Below are 17808 nucleotides of genomic sequence, written 5' to 3' on the forward strand. Positions count from 1 at the left end.
TGGCGCTGTGCGCCGCACACTCCCGCCGGGGACATCGCGGGGGCTTGGGGGCATGGACGCAGCGGTTGATAAGGCGGGAGGTTCGGCCGAAACCGGCCGCGGCTTTCTGAACTGGGTGGAGCGGATGGGCAACCGCCTGCCCGATCCGGTGGCGATCTTCGTGGCGATGATCGGCGTGCTGGTTGCCGTCTCGGTAATCGGTTCGGCGCTAGGCTGGAGCGCGGTCCATCCGGTTACCGGTGAAGAGCTGGCGGTGAAGAGCCTGCTCTCGCAAGACTTGCTGCGCCAGCTGCTGTCGGAAATGCCCCGAACCTACACCGGTTTTGCCCCGCTGGGCATGGTGCTGGTGCTGCTGCTGGGCGCGGGCGTGGCTGAGCAGGCGGGCCTGTTCGCCGCCCTGCTGAAGAAGGCGATGGGGGGCGTGAACCAGCGCCTGCTGGTGCCATCGGTGATCCTGATCGGGATGCTGTCCAGCCATGTGGGCGATGCCGGGTTCATCATCTTCATCCCGCTGGCGGGAATGCTGTTCGCCAGCGCCGGGCGCAACCCGCTGCTGGGCCTGGTGCTGGGCTTTGCCGGGTGTTGCACGGGCCTTGCCGGCAACCTGCTGCCCGGCCAGTACGACGTGCTGATTTTCGGTGTCACGCAGACCGGCGCGCAACTGCTGGTGCCGGACTGGTCGATGAATCCGCTGGGCAATTGGTGGTTCCTGCTGGCCATCGCCGCCGCCAACGTGCTGACCGGCTGGCTGGTGGCGGTGAAGATCGTGGCTCCGCGCCTGCCATCGTGGCAGGGTAGTAGCATTCCCACTCCGGTGGTGGACGCAAGCCTGTCCGCAACCGAGCGGCGCGGCCTGCGCGCGGCAGGGATCGTGGCCCTGCTGGTGGCGCTGGCAGTAGCTTCGCTGATGGTGTTCCCGGGGTTCAGCCCGCTGTACGACCATGCCGGTGACGCCGACGTGCCGCTGCGCCCGTTATTTGGTGCGCTGGTGGGGATCCTCTTCGCGCTGATGCTGGGGGCTGGCTGGGCCTATGGCCGCGCGGCGGGCACGATTACCGGCCATCGTGACGTGATCGCCAAGATGGCCACTGGCCTTACGCCGATGCTGCCCTACCTGGTGCTGATCTTCTTCGCCTCGCACTTCGTGGCCATGTTCGGCTGGTCCAACCTGGGGCCGATCACCGCGATCGCCGGTGCGGGCCTGCTGCGCGAATCGGGCGCGCCGACGGCACTGATGCTGCCGATCCTGACCACGGCTTCGGCCTGGCTCGATTTCCTGATCGCCAGCGGCAGCGCCAAGTGGACCGCGATGGCCCCGGTGGCCGTGCCCATGCTGATGCTGCTGGACGTGTCGCCCGAGATGACGACCGCCGCCTATCGCGTGGGCGATACGGTGACCAACCTGATCAGCCCGCTCAACCCGTATTTCGTGATGACCCTGCTGTTCTGCCAGCGCTACCTGCCGCAGATGCGGATGGGCACGCTGCTGGCTGCCACCCTGCCGCTGGCCGTCGTGTTCTACCTGGCTGGCATGGCGATCACTGCCGGCTGGGTGGCGCTGGACCTGCCGCCCGGGCCGGGGGCGAGCGTGGGTTATGAGTTGCCGGCGGCGGTCAGCCGGGCCAACTGATCCTCCGCCAGGTCGAGCCGGGTGAATTCCAGCATCGCTTCCAGCTGTTCCACCGTGCGGGCGCTGGCGATGGGGGCGGGGATGCCGGGCTGGCGCACTAGCCAGGCCAGCGCGATGGCAGGCAGGCTGGCCCCGGTCTCGGCAGCTATGCGGTCCATTTCCGCCAGCACCGGGCGGCCGGCCTCGTCGAAGTCCTTCACCCGATGGCTGCGGTTGCCGTGGGTAAAGTCCTCCGGCTTGCGATACTTGCCGGTGAGGTAGCCCGAAGCGAGGCCGAAGAACGGCAGCATGGCTATTCCGCGCGCCACGCAGAAGGCCTGCAGGTCTGCGCCATAATCTGCGCGCGCCACCAGGTTATACTGGTTCTGCAGCACCGTGAACGGCGTCCGCCCCGCGGCCTCGGCTGCCGCGATCACCTCTGCCAGCCGTTCCGCCGTGAAGTTGGAGGCGCCGATCTCGCGCACCTGGCCGTTCGCGACAGGGCCGTGAAACGCCTCGGCTATCTGCGCAGGCGACACCTGCGGATAGTCGCGGTGGGCATAGTAGAGATCGATATAATCGGTCTGCAGCCGGTCGAGCGAAGCCTGCAGCGAAACCAGCACTTCGGCCGGTTCATAGAGCGTGGGATCGCCGTCCGCGCCGAAGCTGTGCTGGCCGCCGCCGCGAGGCAACATGCCGGTCTTGGTGTGGATGCGCATCTCTTCGCGCACCCCGCGCGAGGCCAGCCACTGGCCGATGAAGCTCTCCGATTCGCCGCCCTGGTGGCCGGGAATCCACGCGGAATAGACGTCTGCCGTGTCGATCATCCGCCCGCCTGCCTCATAGAAGGCGTCGAGCACGGCCAGCCCCTCGTCGCCGTGGGCGGTCCAGCCGAAGACGTTGCCGCCAAGGACCAGGGGAATGCCGGCGAGAGCTGGATGACTGGTCACGCGTACTTCTCCCTGAGGGCCAGCAGCGCCATCGCCGCCCGGGCAGCACCGGCACCCTTGTTAGCCTGTGCCGGATCGGCCCGATAGATTGCCTGCGCCTCGTTCTCGGTGGTGAGGATGCCGTTGCCGATGGCGAGGCCATCCATCGTCAGCGCCATGATCCCGCGCGCGCTTTCGCCGGCCACGATCTCGAAGTGATAGGTCTCGCCGCGGATTACCACGCCCAGCGCGACATAGCCGTCATACTCGCCGCTTTCAGACGCCAGCGCGATCGCGCCGGGGACTTCCAGCGCGCCGGGCACGGTCAGCACCTCGACCTTGTGGCCCGCCTCTTTCAGCGCGGCCCTGGCCCCGGCGATGAGCATGTCGTTGAGGTGGTCGTAGAAGCGAGCTTCGACGATCAGGAACCGGGCCATTACTGCACTCCTTCGATGGCGCGCTCGCCCACGATGGACAGGCCATAGCCCTCCAGCCCGACAAGCGAATGATGGGTATTGGTCAGCAGGATCATGTCGCGCACGCCCAGCTCGGCCAGGATCTGTGCGCCCACGCCATAGTCGCGCTGCTCGCTCGGTTCGTCGGAGGCGCCGGGGGCGGGGGCCGAGAGCGAGCGGACCGCGCGGCTGGCATAGTCCGCACCGGGGCGGCTGATCAGCACCACCACGCCCGCACCTTCCTGGCCGATGATCCGCATCGACTTTTCCAGCAGGCCGTGGCGCTCAGTATCCTGCGCATAGATGTCCTCGAACATCGACAGCGAATGCATCCGCACCAGCGTGGGGCGGGCCGGGTCGATATGGCCCTTCACCAGCGCCATCGTCTCGCTTTTCGTCGCCTTGTTCCAGAAGCTGATCGCCCGCCAGTCACCGCCCCAGTGACTGCGGAAGCGGGCTTCCTCGCGCTTTTCCACCAGGTGGTCGTGCTGGCGGCGATAGGCGATGAGGTCGCGGATGGTGCCGATCTTCAGGCCGTGCTTGCGGCCGAACTGCACCAGGTCGGCAAAGCGGGCCATGCTGCCGTCCTCGTTCATGATCTCGCAGATCACGCCGGAAGGGTTGAGGCCGGCCAGGCGGCTGATGTCCACCGCCGCTTCGGTGTGCCCGGCGCGCACCAGCACGCCGCCTTCGCGCGCCACCAGCGGGAACACGTGGCCGGGGGTGACGATATCGTCCGCCCCCTTGCTGGCATCGATGGCCACCGAGACGGTGCGTGCCCGGTCGGCCGCGCTGATTCCGGTGGTCACCCCCTCGCGCGCCTCGATCGCCACGGTGAAGGCGGTTTCGTGGCGGGTGCGGTTCTTGCGGCTCATCAGGTCCAGGCCCAGCGTGTCGACCCGCTGCTTGGTGAGCGCCAGGCAGATCAGGCCGCGGCCGTGGGTGGCCATGAAGTTGATGGCATCGGGCGTGGCCATCTGTGCGGGGATGATCAAGTCACCTTCGTTCTCGCGGTCCTCGTCATCCACCAGGATGAACATGCGGCCGTTACGCGCCTCGTCGATGATCTCCTCGATCCCCACCAGCACGGGGGTGTCATCGTTGCTGGCGATGAACCCGGCCAGCTTGGCCAGGGTTTCCGCCGTGGGGTTCCAGTCCGGCAGGGCGCAATCGCGCAGGGTGTTGAGGTGCAGCCCCGCAGCGCGGGCGAGGCCGGTGCGGGTCATCTTGCCGGAGTTCACAAGGTCGCGGACCTTGGCGATGGTATCGTCTAGCATGGTGCGCGCAATATCACATCATAATGTGATGGCAAGGTGTGTCCATCACATTGCTACATTCAGACCTTGCCCCTTGCGGTGGCGGGGCTTTGCCGCAAAGACGGGCGCGTGAGCGAATCCCAGACCCATGAAGAGCTGCTGCTCGCCTTCCGCAACGCCATGCGCCACGTGGCGGCCACGGTCTATGCCGTAACCACGCGCGACGGGGGGCAGCCCTTCGGCATCCTGGCCACTGCGGTCAGCTCGCTCAGCTTCGACCCGCCGTCCTTGCTGGTGTGCATCAACCGCACCGCCTCGCTGCACGATCCTTTGCTGCGGGCGGAGCGGTTCGCGGTCAACGTGCTGGCCGCCGGCAACCGTGACGTGGCCGAACATTTCATGGCCGCCACACCGGACCGGTTCGCGCTGGGCGACTGGGAGGATGTGCATGGCGTTCCGGTTCTGGCCTCGGCCCAGTCCAGCTTCGTCTGCACCACGGCGGGCAGCCACGAATTCGGCACCCATACCGTTGTCATCGGCACGCTGGTGGCCGCGCAGCACCGGATCGACGCCAAGCCGCTGACCTATTTCGACCGGCACTACATCGATATCAGCGAAGCGCCCCGGCAGTAGTCCACGCCAGTAATCAGCGCTCCGTGTAGGGCACCTCGCGCCCGGCCAGCAGGTGGTCCGCGCGCGAGGGCAGGGGCTTTCCCTGCAGGTGCGCGGCAATCTCGGCCTCCATCGCGGCGGCGCGCTGGCGAGGGGCGGAATAGGCGCCGCTGCGCAGGACTCCCGCATCCATCCTCTGCCCCGCCTCGGACCGCCAGAAGCGCGGGGCAAGGTATGGATCCAGGCCGGCATTGGCCAGCAGGTGGACCGAGAGCAGGTCAGCCTCGCTCTCCACCTGGCGGCGCAGGCGGCGGTTGCGGCCGAATTCGCCCAGAAAGCCGGTCTTCACGCCCGCTGCTTCCAGCCGGCGGCGGTGTTCCAGCACGCTGTGGGCCAGCTCATGCGCGACGATCGCGGCCAGTTCCTCGTCGGTCCACTGCGCCACGAAGCGCCAGCTTATCTGGATCACCCGACCATCGGAGCGGGCGATACCGTCCGCACCCGCCATCACCTCCACCAGCGCGCGGCAGCCGGGGGGCGGGGTCAGCGTGGCGGTGATATCCTGGCCAGCACGGCGCAGGCCCAGTTCCAGCGGGCGGCCGGGCCCGCTATCGGCGAGGCGGGCAAAGGCGGCATCACGCAGGGGATGGTCCTGCTCGGGCTCAAGCGCGGCCACCGCCTGTCCGTCGATCGCCACGATGGCGTCGTTGGCCTGTATCCCGGCGGCGTGGGCGGGGGAGCCGGGCAGCACCTGCGCCACCGCCAGCGGGCCATCGGCAAAGCGCACCGGATCGGGCCGACCATACTGGTCGGCGCTGAACAGGATCAGCCCGGTCAACGGCATGTGCTGGCGGCACAGTGCCACGTTGGCGGCCTGCAACCGCTCGGCCACCTGGGCCAGGCGGCGGTCGGCACTGTCGAGGCCCTGGTCCTGCGCCAGCACGGAAACAGTCGCGGGCAGGGCCGCGAGCAGCAGCAGGATCGGGGCAAGGCGGCGGATCATGGCTGCCTTGTGGGGATTGCGGCGCGCCCGATCAAGCGCCCAAGCTTGTCCTTGATGGCGCGGTAACCTGTTGCGCGGTATGGCGGCGGCAACAAGCGATGGAGCGATGATGCGGGTTCTGGTGACAGGTGTGGCGGGTTTCATCGGCTCGGCCGTGGCCGATGCGCTGCTGGCGCGGGGCGACAGCGTGCTGGGGATCGACAGCCTGAACGACTATTACCCCGTGGCGCTGAAGCAGGCCCGGCTTGACCGGGTGCGGGCCGGGGGTGGCGATCGGTTCGCCTTCAGGCAGGTGGATTTCTCCGAACACCTTGCGCTGGACGCGGCGCTGGCGGGGGAGTCGTTCGACCGCATCGTCCACCTGGGGGCGCAGCCCGGCGTGCGCTATTCGATCGAGAACCCGCGCGCCTACGTGGCGGCCAACCTGTCAGGTCATCTCAACCTGCTGGAGGTGGCCCGCCAGCGGCAGGTGGAACACATGGTCTATGCCAGCTCCAGTTCCGTCTATGGCGGGGCGGAGAAGGTGCCGTTTTCGGTGGATGACCGGGTGGACCACCCGCTGTCACTCTATGCCGCCACCAAGAAGGCGGACGAACTGATGAGCGAGACCTACGCCCATCTCTACCGCATACCGCTGACGGGCCTGCGGTTCTTCACCGTCTATGGCCCCTGGGGGCGGCCCGACATGATGGTGTGGCTGTTCACCGAAAAGGTGCTGCGGGGTGAGCCGATCCAGGTGTTCAACCACGGCGAGATGTGGCGCGATTTCACCTATATCGACGATATTGTGGCCGGCGTGGTTGCCTCGCTGGACCATCCGCCGGCGGATGATGGGGCCGAGAAGGCGGGCGGCAGCGTGAAACCGCACGCGATCTACAACATCGGCAACCACCGCTGCGAGCGGCTCCTGGACGTGATCGCCGTGCTGGAGGAAGCCTGCGGGTGCAAGGCCGAGCGGATCATGCTGCCGATGCAGCCGGGTGATGTGCCGCGCACCTATGCCAACATCGACGCCATCCGCCGCGACCTGGGCTATGAGCCGACGACCTCGGTGGATGTGGGCATCCCAAATTTCGTGCGCTGGTATCGCGGCTTCTACCGCGTGTGAATGCGCCGCTGGCCCGGCCAGCCTTGGGGCTGCCGGGGGGCGATGAGAGCAAATGACCGGCGCGGGGTTGCCGCATTCTGTGCCCGGACTCGACGACGCTTTTGGGTAGTTTAGGTACTCAGCATTCGCGTCGAGATTTGTTGCCGCCGGCCCGCGGCCATCCTCCAGCTATTGACGCGACGGAGGGCAGCACTCGCGTGGCGGCCATGCCTGGTGCGAACGTTCGACATAATGCCGGGACGCCCGCGCCGGTCATTTCCTCCGCATTCCGAAGAACCGGAGGATGGCCCATCCGCTGCACCGGCCGGATACTGCGGACGCGAATCGGGCTGCACTAAATTAGGTGCTGTAGGAAAGTGTTTTCTGCCCAAAAGCCCTCTACTTTTGGAAGAGGGTTGGGTGAGGGTGTGCTAACGCAAGCGGTGCCTTGCGGCTTTTCACCCGCCCCCCGGCTCCCTTCCATTGGAAGGAGCACACTTACGCTAATTCAATTACCTGCCGCCAATACCTGCGGCCCGACCTCATCCCAGTTGCGCGCCCCCAGCATCCCCATGGTCCGCACCACCTCTTCGCGCAGCAGGTCCAGCGTCCGCGTCACGCCAGCCTCACCCCCAGCGGACAATCCGTAAAGTGCCGCGCGGCCAACCAGCACCATGTCTGCCCCCAGCGCGCGCGCCTTCACAATGTCGCTGCCGCGCCGCACGCCGCTGTCCAGGAACACGGTCATCCGCCCGCCCACGGCCTCGACGATCGCGGGCAGGGCATCGATCGCCGCCAGCGAATGATCCAGCGCGCGGCCGCCGTGGTTGGAGACGACCACCCCGTCTGCCCCCAGGTCCAGCGCCAGCCGCGCATCGTCAGGATGGAGGACGCCTTTCAGCACCAGCTTGCCCGGCCACAGGTCGCGCAAGCGGCGGATACCCTCGGGGTCCAGGTCATCCTGCTTGAAGTGCGCCCCCGGCTTGGCGCCCTTGGCCAGCGACTGGCGCAGGCCCTGCGGCAGGTTCGATTGCGTGGGCAGGGCGCCATCGTGCAGCAGGTAGCGGCCCAGCACGCCCAGCAGCCAGCGGGGATGGGCCAGCATGTCGGGCACGTTCTTGCGGTTGGCCTTCACCGGCATGCCATAGCCGTTGCGGTGCAGGTACTCGCGGTTGGGCATCACCGGCAGGTCCAGCGTCACGAACAGCGCCTCGCACCCCGCCGCATGGGCGCGGCGGACCACGTCGTACGACAGCTCGCGATCGCGCCACAGGTAAAGCTGGAACCACTGGTTGCCGCCCTGGGCGCAGATATCCTCCAGCTCCATCGTTCCGGCGCTGGAGATAGTGAAGGGCAGGCCCGCCTTGGCCGCAGCGCGGGCCAGGTGCGCCTCGCCCTGATACCACATCATCCCCGCCGCGCCGGTGGGGGCCAGCGCCAGCGGCAGGGCGGCCTTGCGCCCGAACACCTCTGTCGAAACGTCGATCGCCGAGACATCGCGCAGCACGCGGGGGCGGAACTGCAACCGGTCGAACGCGGCGCGGTTGCGCGCCATGCCGGTTTCGTCCTCCACGCCGCGTTCCAGGTATTCCCACACGCCGCGCGGCAGGCGGGCCCGCGCGCGCTCACGCAGGTCGGCAATGTTCCAGCAGCCGAGGTCCGGCGCGGGCAAACCGATCAGCCCCGGCCCAGGAAGGGCAGCTTGTTCTGCACCATCAGCGCTTCGTAGAAGTTGAGGTGATCGGGCATGTCGCACATGTGAATGATGATCCCGGCGGCTTCTTCCGGCGTGGCGGCGAAGTTCTCCGGCAGCTTGACCGAACCGGGCATGATCTCGGTGGCGACGATGCCGGGGTGGAAGATCGACACGGCGATGTTGTGGTCGCGCCCGTCCAGCGCCAGCGCGTGGGTGAGGCCGGAGAGGCCGAACTTGCTGGCGGTATAGCTGGGGCACTCGCTGCGCGGCACCTTGGCGCTGATGGAGCCGACGTTGACGATGCGCCCGTGGCCGCCCGCCTTGAAGATGGGCCAGGCGTGCTTGGCGCACAAGAAGGCGCTGGTCAGGTTGGTGCCGATCACCTGGTTCCAGTGGTCCAGGCTGGTCTGGTCCACCGGCGTGTTCTCGGCAATGCCGGCATTGTTGATCAGCACGTCCACCGTGCCGAACCGCGCCACGGCCTCGGCAAACAGGTTGGCGACCGCGGCCTCGTCGGTCACGTCGGTGGCCACGGCCAGCGCTTCGCCGCCATTGGCCTCGATCTCGGCCACCAGGTCGGCCAGGCGCTCAGTGCGGCGCGCGGCCAGCACCACCCTGGCGCCCTTGGCCACGAAGCCGATGGCGCAGGCCTTGCCGATGCCCGAGCTGGCCCCGGTGACGACGACGACACGATTGTTCAGGATGCTCACGTTCTCTCCCCGCGTTTGCTTTTGCAGGTGCCTTAACCGGCAGCGCGGGTTTGCGGAATGGGCAAAATGGCCAGGGGCGGCCGCGCGCTCAGTGCGCCGTTGCGGCCCCGTCGATCAGGATGGTGCAGCGCAGGCCCGCGGGATCGTAGGCCAGGTCGACCGCAGCCAGCCCACTCTGCGCGCGCAGCACGGCCGAGCCAAGCCCCCGCCGCTTGGGCGCGGTGACCGGCGGGCCGCCTGCTTCCTGCCAGGTCAGCAGCACCTGCCGGCCACCCTCGGCCATGCGCCAGCTAACCTGCACACGCCCCTCCGGCACCGACAGCGCGCCGTGCTTGACCGCGTTGGTGCACAGTTCGTGCAGAGCCATGACCAGCGGGATGCAGCTATCGGTCGATACCCGGCAGTCGGGCCCGTCCATTGCGATGTTGCCGGCGCCGAGAAACGCGCTGCAGCCTTCCTCCACCAGCTTGCGGACATCGCACACCAGGCCCGGACCTGCGCCAAGATAGCGGCTGGCGCGGGCCAGTGCCTGCATCCGCTCCTCGAAAACGGGCAGAAACTCCTGCGTCGTGCGGCCCCTGGCCGATTGCCGGGCCACGGCCTGCACCACGGCCAGCGAATTGCCCACGCGGTGCTGCAGTTCCTGGTTCAGCTTGTCGGACAGGTGCACCGCATCGTCCAGCGCGCGAACGGTGTTGCGCAGCGAATTGCCGGTGGCGATGATCACCGAATCGGCCAGCAGGAAGGCGACGAACCCGCCCAGCTCGCCGGGGGCGGTGAACAGGCCGGGCGCGTTGTCGGGCGTGAAGAAGGCCACCGCCAGCAGCCCGCTGATTACCGCACACACCGCCCCCGCGCGCCAGCCCGCGAGCAGGGTGCAGATCAGTACGAGGGGGTGGAAGGTGACGAACAACAGCGTCGGGGCGAGGGTCGAGATCGACCAGCGCAGGGCCGCTCCGGTCAGCGCACACAGGACGATGATCGCGATCGCGGCGGGTACCGACGGCGTCACTCGCAAGGCGCGGCGAATGCGGGGAAAGCGGGTCATGGCGACGAAACCCTCGTAGGACAGGCCTTGCGGCAAAAACGACGATCAGTCTCACCCACTCCAGGGCGCGCAACTTGTTGCGCATTATCAGGGTGCTGTCCAGCTTGACACGGTTTCAGGCCCAGGCGGGCCTGCATGACTACAAATTGCAGGAGAATGGTGGACGCACTAGGGCTCGAACCTAGGACCCGCTGATTAAGAGTTATCGGGTCCACTCGGAGGCCGTAGCGTTTGCACAAGGGGAAAAGGCAGGGGATAGTTCCCGCTGTTCCATTGATGTTCACGGGGCTTCCCGCTATTGTGATTGCTGAAATCGGAGTTAGCAATCACATGGCTACGGCCCGGATTACCAAAACGCTGCTGTCCGACCTGCGCGCCGGGGATAAGGACAGCTTTGTATGGGATGACAAGCTGGCTGGGTTCGGTGTCAAGGTTACGCCGTCCGGCTCCAAGGTTTTCATCTATCAGTACCGACTCGGTGGGCGGGGTGCGAAGGTGCGCCGGTTCACCATTGGGAAGTTTGGCCCGTTCACGGCTGAAAAGGCCCGCCAGGAAGCGGAACACCTTGCGCGGCTGGTGGCTGTCGGCACCGATCCCCAGCGCGACAAGAAGGAACAACACCGGCAGGCAGTCGAACTTGCTTTCGACAAGTATCTGGACCGCTTCGAGACTGATTGTCTCAAGGTTCATTGGCCTGCATCGCACAAGGACGCTCGGGCCACGCTGGATCGCTTTGCGCTGCCTGTGCTGCGGTCAACGCCGTTGCCTGAAATCACCCGCCGCGATATCCGCGCGGTGCTGTCGCCCGTGAAGGGGAAATCGGCCACGGCTCGCAAGCTGTTCGCGATCCTGCGCCGCTTGTTCAATTTCGCGGTGGCGGAAGATGATTTGAAAGTCTCGCCATTCGACGGGATGGAGTCGCCGCCTCTGCCCGATAGCCGTGACCGCGTGCTGGAAGATTGGGAACTGGCGCTTGTCTGGCGGGCTGCGGGCGAGATTGGTTCGCCGTTTGGCCCGTTGGTGCGGCTCCTGATCCTTACCGGCGCGCGGCGTGAGGAAGTTGCGGGCCTGCGTTGGGATGAACTACGCGAAGGTGAAGCCATGTGGCACCTGCCAGCCGAACGGGCCAAGAATGGCAATGCGCTGGACCTGCCGCTGTCGCCACTGGCCGTTGATGAGCTTACGGCGATGAAAGGGAAGGGGGACAAGTGGCCCCGCCGTGGCCTGCTGTTCTCCACCACGGGCAAGACTGCCGTTAGCGGGTTCTCCAAGGCCAAGTCACGGCTCGATGCCAAGATTGCCAAGGCGAACCGGGGAGAGGCCCTAGACCACTGGACGCTGCACGATCTGCGGCGGACGCTGGCCACTGGAATGCAACGGCTCAGCATCCGGTTTGAGGTGACAGAGGCCATACTCAACCATGTCAGCGGCTCGCGCTCTGGCGTGGCCGGGATCTATCAGCGCCACGATTGGGCGGCTGAAAAACGCGCTGCGCTGGATGCGTGGGCGACACACTTGCAAGCGGTCCTGACCGACACGGACAAGACCAACGTGGTTCAACTCGCCGGTCGGCGGGCATGAACGGGCGGGGCGGCTAGGGTAGCTCCCGAAAGGCCGGTTTCCGCCCGGTCTGCCGCTCCGTTTTACCTGCGGATGCCCAGCGGAGGGCATATGTCGTTTCTTGGTTTAACATCAGACGAGATGCGGGAAATTGATGCGGCCATCGGGAGCAATCTCCCGGGGGCGATGTTGAAAATCATGGCATCGATGAAGCGGGCCTACGATGGCACTGCGATAGACGAGATTAGGCCTGGGATCGCCTATACCACGCTGGATGCGGCTCTCATGTTCGTGGCAACGGCATTGGGTAATGACATAATGGCGGTGGTCTACGGCGAAAGCCCGCCGGAAGACGCACCGACCGAAGAACATCTGCGGGTTTTGGCCGACAGATTGTTTCATTTGGAACCGCTGTTCCTTCATCCCGCGAAGTCTGGAGAGAAGTCGTCTATCCGCGCCTTGAGGGAAGAATTGCTAGCGCTAGCCGCTGGTGATGCTCCGCGCCTGACCAAGCCGAAGAGGGCAAAGAAGGGAAGGCCTATCAATGCCTATCGCCTTGCCTTTTATCAGATGAAGGCTCTGGCGTGGGACGTTTTCTTGCAGTCCCACGGGAACACAGCGCAGGCCTCCCAAATTGAAATCGCGCACGCCTTTGGCGAACAATGGACGACAATTGCGCGCTGGAAAACGCAAGTAATTCGCGAACTTGGAGAGGAAACATATCTCTCCTGCGTTGAGGGCGCAAAGAATGATCTATCACCGGCTCTTGGGATGATAAGAACCACTGATCAAGCGCTTTATAACTTAAAGGCAGATGGCGAGGCTTACCGATCTGAACTCAGAAGGCGGGTTGAGGTGGCTTAACAAAGAAAAGCCCTTCTCTGTTAACATGAAAAGCCGAAACCATTACATGGATTAGCCCGAGTCCATCGTGCTTTAACCACGTCCATTGAAGGCGGCACATCCCGCGCCGCCAATATGGACTGTGGAATATGGCAAACCCACTTCTCGACACGAAAGGCGCTTCACCGCTTGTAGGCGCGACACCCGGCACCTTGGAAAATTGGCGCACGCAGGGGGTCGGCCCCAAGTTCATCAAGTGCGGTCGCCGCGTTTATTACGACCCCGCTGACATTGAGGCGTGGAAGGAGGCCAACCGCTTTCAGTCCACCTCGGAAGCGGAAGCGGCGTGACCTGTGCTGGCAACACGGGATGGCCTAGCGTCCAGCCGTAAAGGACGCGAAGGCCGCACGATCCTCAGCTTGGATCGGCGGCCCTCTGATAACTCTCAGCTTCCCGGCAGCGAGTATCAGGAACATAGCGAAACCGGCTCTGACTTGCAACGGTTCGAAGCCGCATTGTGGCAGGCGCGCAACCGCTGGTCGATTGAACAGCATCGCAACGGTCTGGCCGATGGTCGCCGTCTGTCTCGGGGCGCTGCTGACCTTGCGCTGAGGGCGGGTCTGGCCGCACTCGAAGGCAACAGCTTGGCGAAGTATCGCCGGGGCGGTGGGGCATGACCTATCACCTCGAAAGCTGGGAGCAGCGCAGGCAAGCGGCGTTGCAAATCCTCGCCAATGGGCGGCTGTCTCGGGCGGCTGGCTCCTTCATGGGGCAATGCGTGGCCGATGCGTCGCCGCTTTCCGACAAGCAGATTGACTGGTTCCTGACCCTCGCTGAGCGGGCGGGCGTGGCCGTGGAGGCTGAACAATGAACGATATGAGCAATACCTTCCCGCGTTACCGTGACGGCACCGCTGCGGGTTTCAAGGGCAATTCCACGATGGCCCGCGAAAACAGCCAGGAAGCGGCTGAGCACGTGAGCAAGACCCTCGCCCGCCGTCACCGCCAGATGTTCGACGCATGGGCGCTCTACGGGCCTGCTGGGGCAATTCCTGAGCAGATTGCGGAGGCTCTTGGATTGCCGGTACATGTGGTGCGCCCGCGTGCCGGTGAACTCGTCAAGCGCGGCCTGCTGTTTGAAGTGGGGCGGCGCATGGGCGACATGGGCAAGCCGGTCATGGCTTACAGCATTGTGCGCCCGGAAGCGCAGGCGGTGGCCGCATGACCGTGCTGCGCTTCACTCAACCGCCGACGCGCAAGGTTGAACTCGTCCGCAACCGTGATGGTAACTGGTTCGCCACCTACGAGGGCGATCCTTGGGAAGATGGATGGCGCACTGAGGCGGGACCGTTGCCGCTGGTGCGTGATGCCCTTTCGTTCGACCTGACGCGGGGCCTGCCCCTGGTTAAGCGCTTGCCTGACCCCAAGCCGGGGAGGCGCGCCGCATGACTGTTGCCACCGTCACCCATGAAGCGGGCTGGTCTTGGATCGACCACGATCACAACCGCCGCCCCTTTGCTTACCTGATGCCGCTCGGCCAGCCGCGTGATGTGCTGGCTATCGAATGCCGCAACTGGTGGTCGGCCCTCGCGGTCGCGCTGGAACTGGCGCGCGGGCAATCTGCCTGCGATTTCGTGGGAGGCCCCACTGCATGACGAATGAACTGCTGAACGCGGCGCTTGGCTATGCCCGCGAAGGCTTGCCGGTGTTTCCGTGCAATCCCCGGACCAAGCGCCCGCTGATTGAACACGGGTTCAAGGGTGCCACCTTTGACGAGGCGACAATTCGCCAGTGGTGGACGTGCTGGCCCAATGCCATGATCGGCGTGCCCACTGGCGGCGCGTCGGGCGTGTGGGTTCTCGATGTGGACAGCCCTGCCGAATTTGAGGCGGCTTGCCCCGTCCCGATACCGGCAACGCAGCGCTGCGACACCCACAAGGGTTATCACCTGTATTTTGCGTATGATCCGGCGCACCCTGTCCGCAATGCCCAGCGCCACCCGCGCAACGGCTGGCCCATCAAGACCATGCCGGGGGCGGAAGTGCGGGGAGAGGGCGGCTATGTGATCGTCCCGCCCTCGGTCCACCCGGAAGGCACCTGCTACCATTGGGCGAACGATCTGCGTCCAGCATCGGCCCCTGCAAACCTGCTGACAGCCATAGAACGGGGCAAGGCAAAGGATCTTGGCGAACCCTTGCCTACCTTGGCTGTTACGGCTGGCGGCACGGCCTACGGGTTGGCGGCGCTGGTGGCGGAATGTGAGACGGTTCGCCGCGCGGGCAACGGCGAACAGGAAAGCGCGCTCAATGAGGCGGCTCTCAAGCTGGGTGGGCTTGTCGCTGGTGGTGAACTCAACCGCGAAACTGCCAGGGCGGAACTGCTGGCCGCTGGCATGGCCATGCCTTCCTACAACTCTGGCGATCCGTGGACGCTGGAAGCGGTGGAGGGCAAGGTGGAACGGGGCTTGAATGACGGGGCGCGCCAGCCGCGCAAGGCCCCCGATCCTGTGGCTGGGCTGCGGGGTGGGGTGGAGCTGGTCGATACTGCGCAGGCCAACGATAACCCGCCCTGTGCCGGTGTCGTGCCGCTGAACCTGTGGCGGCGGTATGAAGCGCCGGAAATGCCTATGGACCTGCTGCCGCCTGTTATCGCGCGGTTTGCGAAGCGCACGGCATGGGTGATGGGCGTTGATCCTGCGGGCCTAGCAATGGCGGCGCTGACGGTCTGCGCGGGGACAATCTCCGATGCTATCAAGGTGCAGGTGAAGCAATACGATACGGGTTGGCGGGAAAGCCCGCGCCTGTGGGTTGGCCTTGTCGGCACCCCCAGCATGAAGAAAACGCCGATCCTGAGCGCCGCGCTCAAGCCCCTGCGGAAGATTGATGGCAACTTGGCCCGTGCCTATCAGGAAGCCCGCGCGGCCAATGACAGCCTGCCCGCCAAGGAACGCAAGGAAGCCCCACGGCTGGTGCAGGAAAGGCGTATCCTCTCCGATACCACTGTGGAAGCGGCGCAGGAAATCATGCGGGACAGCCCGCGCGGCTTGCTGTCGGCGCAAGATGAACTGTCGGGCTGGTTCGGCGCGATGGACAAATACGCGCCGGGCAAGGGTGCGATGGCTGACCGTTCGTTCTGGCTGCAATCCTACAATGGCGGGGTCTATACCTACAACCGCATTGGGCGCGGGTCGGGTTACATCTCCAACTGTTCGGTTTGCCTGCTGGGCGGCATCCAGCCGGAACCGCTGCGGGCCATCGCCAACGATACGCAGGATGACGGCCTGATACAGCGCCTTATCCCGGTGATCCTGCGCCCCGGCCACGTTGGGCATGATGAACCGCTAGGCGAGGCGCAAAGCGACTATGACCGGCTGATTGAGCGGCTGGACCTGATGCGGCCGGAATTGACGGGCGGGGCGATTGCCGGGGATGGTGACGGGTTCGCCCGTCCCCTGATGTTTGACGATCGGGCGCGCGCCCTGCGGCAGGAACTGGAAGAAAAGCACCTGGAACTGATGCGCTCGCTCGATGGCGTGTCCCCCAAACTGGCGGCGCACTTCGGCAAGTATGACGGCATGTTCGCCCGCCTGTGCGTAATCTGGCACTGTGTCGAACATGCGGACGGCCTGCACCCGCCGCGCGAAATCAGCTTCGATACGGCCAGCCGGGTTGCCCGGTTCATGGATGACTACATGCAGCCTAGCGCGGTGGCGTTTTACGCGGGCATCCTCGGCCTGTCGGCTGGCCACGATACGCTGATGGCGATGGCTTCCTACATCGTCGCCAAGGGCGTTGCGGAAGTGAAGGCGCGCGATCTGCAAAGCTCGTCGCAGTCGTTCCGTCACGTAACCGCCGATGAATTTCGCGTCCTGTGCGAGAAGCTGGAAGCCTTCGGGTGGCTGGAAAAGGCGGACCCTGTTCTCAAGAGCAATACTCCGCGCTGGCTGGTCAATCCCGCCGTCCACGCGATGTTTGCGGAACAGGGGCGGCAGGAAAATGAGCGGCGGGCCAAAGCGAGGGAGGCAATCGACCGTGCGCTGGCTGGTTAAGTTGCTGTCAGATGCTGCTTGCGCGCGTGAGACACAAATAATGTTCCGGTCGTTCCTCTCTGGCTCTGAACCGATAGAACGGTTGGGATACGGTTGGCCCGCTTTCCAAACCGTGTCGCGCGCGCAAGCAGCAACTAGCAGCAACTGCCGGATCGTGGCCCGAATATACGGGCGGATACGGGCGGCGGGTCGCCTGATAATACAGGCGGAAAACAGGCAAAGGATCTGACAATGGCGGGAACAGCAAAGGCACCGGCCCGTAAGCGGGCTGCGAAACCTGCGGCGACGGGCAAGACTTATACGGTCCCGGTCCTGAAAGATCGCCCGGTTGAGGAAGTGAAGGCGCACCTGGCCGAACGCTTCGCGGGTTGGTCGGATATGACTGCCAGCGAACAGGACGAGTTTGCCCAACTGGCGATGGAACAGCAGCGCCAGCGCCAGCCCGTCAAGACTAGGGTTGCGAAGTCCGAGGACGGCAACACCACTATCGAGATAGCCGGGGGGCCTGAGGCGTTAGGGCTGCTCAAGCTGCAACAGGCGTTTGGCGCAACCACGATGGAGCCGGTCAATGCCCGTGGCGCGGAACTGTTGAACTACTTGAAGTCGGTGGGGCGGAATGACGCAGACCGCTACAATGCGGCGTTGGCTTTCCTCGGCAGTATGGAACCGCGCGATCAGGCCGAGGCGCTGCTGCTGGTGCAGATGTATTGCACCCATGACGCGGCAATGCGGGCGATAAGCCAGCTAGGGAATGCCGAATGGATCCCGCACATGCAGACGTTCGGCAACCTGGCGGCAAAGCTGATGCGAGTTTCACAGGGCCAGATGGAAACGCTCGCCAAGATGCGCCGGGGCGGCGTGCAGGAAGTCCGGCACACTCACTACTACGTGGACAATCGCGGCGGACAGGCCGTGTTTACCGATAACGTTACGACAGGGGGCAGGAACCCGAA

General features: G+C 65.3%; 18 protein-coding genes and 1 pseudogene. 12 read left to right on the forward strand and 7 right to left on the reverse strand.

Going from position 1 to position 17808, the window contains the following annotated elements:
- Positions 1-52 precede the first annotated feature (52 nt).
- A complete protein-coding gene (locus GRI99_RS08730; protein ID WP_160771612.1) occupies positions 53-1630 on the forward strand; it encodes an AbgT family transporter in 1578 nt (525 codons plus the stop codon).
- On the opposite strand, the gene GRI99_RS08735 is transcribed toward GRI99_RS08730, so the two are convergent.
- From GRI99_RS08735 to ribB, 3 genes are read right to left on the reverse strand one after another with little or no spacing between them, the layout of a single operon-like run.
- Positions 1594-2559 (reverse strand): aldo/keto reductase, encoded by a 966-nt coding sequence (locus GRI99_RS08735; RefSeq protein WP_160771613.1) that lies wholly within the window; start codon positions 2557-2559, stop codon positions 1594-1596. The genes GRI99_RS08730 and GRI99_RS08735 overlap by 37 nt on opposite strands.
- Positions 2556-2975, reverse strand: a complete 420-nt coding sequence (gene ribH / locus GRI99_RS08740) for a 6,7-dimethyl-8-ribityllumazine synthase (RefSeq protein ID WP_160771614.1) — start codon at positions 2973-2975, stop codon at positions 2556-2558. The genes GRI99_RS08735 and ribH overlap by 4 nt, the downstream gene beginning before the upstream one ends.
- Positions 2975-4270 carry a 3,4-dihydroxy-2-butanone-4-phosphate synthase gene (gene ribB, locus GRI99_RS08745; protein WP_160771615.1) on the reverse strand — a complete coding sequence of 432 codons (1296 nt, stop codon included), beginning with the start codon at positions 4268-4270 and terminating at the stop codon, positions 2975-2977. The genes ribH and ribB overlap by 1 nt, the downstream gene beginning before the upstream one ends.
- Before the next feature lie 108 nt (positions 4271-4378).
- On the opposite strand from ribB, the gene GRI99_RS08750 reads away from it, so the two are divergent.
- Positions 4379-4882: a flavin reductase gene (locus GRI99_RS08750; RefSeq protein WP_160771616.1), complete on the forward strand. Its 504-nt coding sequence runs from the start codon at positions 4379-4381 to the stop codon at positions 4880-4882.
- Between the two features lie 13 nt (positions 4883-4895).
- Here the strand turns inward: GRI99_RS08750 and GRI99_RS08755 are convergent, their stop codons facing one another.
- The gene (locus GRI99_RS08755; RefSeq protein ID WP_160771617.1) at positions 4896-5864 is read right to left on the reverse strand and encodes a M48 family metallopeptidase; all 969 of its coding nucleotides are present in this window, start codon (positions 5862-5864) and stop codon (positions 4896-4898) included.
- A gap of 109 nt (positions 5865-5973) precedes the next feature.
- Here GRI99_RS08755 and GRI99_RS08760 point away from each other — a divergent pair, with 109 nt between their 5' ends.
- Positions 5974-6972 carry an NAD-dependent epimerase/dehydratase family protein gene (locus GRI99_RS08760; protein WP_160771705.1) on the forward strand — a complete coding sequence of 333 codons (999 nt, stop codon included), beginning with the start codon at positions 5974-5976 and terminating at the stop codon, positions 6970-6972.
- Positions 6973-7459: 487 nt separating this feature from the next.
- Here GRI99_RS08760 and GRI99_RS08765 read toward each other — a convergent pair whose 3' ends face one another.
- The 3 genes from GRI99_RS08765 to GRI99_RS08775 all read right to left on the reverse strand — a co-directional run bounded on the left by GRI99_RS08765 (position 7460) and on the right by GRI99_RS08775 (position 10405).
- On the reverse strand, positions 7460-8623 hold the full coding sequence (locus tag GRI99_RS08765) for an alpha-hydroxy acid oxidase (RefSeq protein WP_202392989.1): 1164 nt from the start codon (positions 8621-8623) through the stop codon (positions 7460-7462).
- 5 nt (positions 8624-8628) lie between these two features.
- Positions 8629-9357, reverse strand: coding sequence for an SDR family NAD(P)-dependent oxidoreductase (locus GRI99_RS08770; protein WP_160771618.1), 729 nt, complete (start codon positions 9355-9357; stop codon positions 8629-8631).
- An 88-nt stretch (positions 9358-9445) separates the two neighbouring features.
- Positions 9446-10405: a sensor histidine kinase gene (locus GRI99_RS08775; RefSeq protein ID WP_160771619.1), complete on the reverse strand. Its 960-nt coding sequence runs from the start codon at positions 10403-10405 to the stop codon at positions 9446-9448.
- A 276-nt stretch (positions 10406-10681) separates the two neighbouring features.
- Here GRI99_RS08775 and GRI99_RS08780 point away from each other — a divergent pair, with 276 nt between their 5' ends.
- The 9 genes and pseudogenes from GRI99_RS08780 to GRI99_RS08820 all read left to right on the forward strand — a co-directional run.
- On the forward strand, positions 10682-11986 hold the full coding sequence (locus GRI99_RS08780) for a tyrosine-type recombinase/integrase (RefSeq protein WP_237438196.1): 1305 nt from the start codon (positions 10682-10684) through the stop codon (positions 11984-11986).
- Positions 11987-12076: 90 nt separating this feature from the next.
- Positions 12077-12829: a hypothetical protein gene (locus GRI99_RS08785; RefSeq protein WP_160771620.1), complete on the forward strand. Its 753-nt coding sequence runs from the start codon at positions 12077-12079 to the stop codon at positions 12827-12829.
- A 128-nt stretch (positions 12830-12957) separates the two neighbouring features.
- On the forward strand, positions 12958-13158 hold the full coding sequence (locus GRI99_RS08790) for a helix-turn-helix transcriptional regulator (RefSeq protein WP_160771621.1): 201 nt from the start codon (positions 12958-12960) through the stop codon (positions 13156-13158).
- Between the two features lie 323 nt (positions 13159-13481).
- Positions 13482-13679 (forward strand): hypothetical protein, encoded by a 198-nt coding sequence (locus GRI99_RS08795; RefSeq protein WP_160771622.1) that lies wholly within the window; start codon positions 13482-13484, stop codon positions 13677-13679.
- Entirely contained in the window at positions 13676-14032 is a 357-nt protein-coding gene (locus GRI99_RS08800) for a hypothetical protein (protein ID WP_160771623.1), read from the forward strand. The genes GRI99_RS08795 and GRI99_RS08800 overlap by 4 nt, the downstream gene beginning before the upstream one ends.
- Positions 14029-14256 carry a hypothetical protein gene (locus GRI99_RS08805; RefSeq protein ID WP_160771624.1) on the forward strand — a complete coding sequence of 76 codons (228 nt, stop codon included), beginning with the start codon at positions 14029-14031 and terminating at the stop codon, positions 14254-14256. The genes GRI99_RS08800 and GRI99_RS08805 overlap by 4 nt, the downstream gene beginning before the upstream one ends.
- On the forward strand, positions 14253-14462 hold the full coding sequence (locus tag GRI99_RS08810) for a hypothetical protein (RefSeq protein ID WP_160771625.1): 210 nt from the start codon (positions 14253-14255) through the stop codon (positions 14460-14462). The genes GRI99_RS08805 and GRI99_RS08810 overlap by 4 nt, the downstream gene beginning before the upstream one ends.
- Complete coding sequence (locus GRI99_RS08815) at positions 14459-16855, forward strand: DUF3987 domain-containing protein (protein ID WP_160771626.1); 2397 nt, start codon at positions 14459-14461, stop codon at positions 16853-16855. The genes GRI99_RS08810 and GRI99_RS08815 overlap by 4 nt, the downstream gene beginning before the upstream one ends.
- Before the next feature lie 231 nt (positions 16856-17086).
- Positions 17087-17808, forward strand: a pseudogene (locus GRI99_RS08820) (hypothetical protein); the annotation flags it as partial.

Origin of the sequence: Alteraurantiacibacter buctensis (assembly GCF_009827655.1) — a bacterium.
Classification (GTDB): Bacteria; Pseudomonadota; Alphaproteobacteria; order Sphingomonadales; family Sphingomonadaceae; genus Alteraurantiacibacter; species Alteraurantiacibacter buctensis.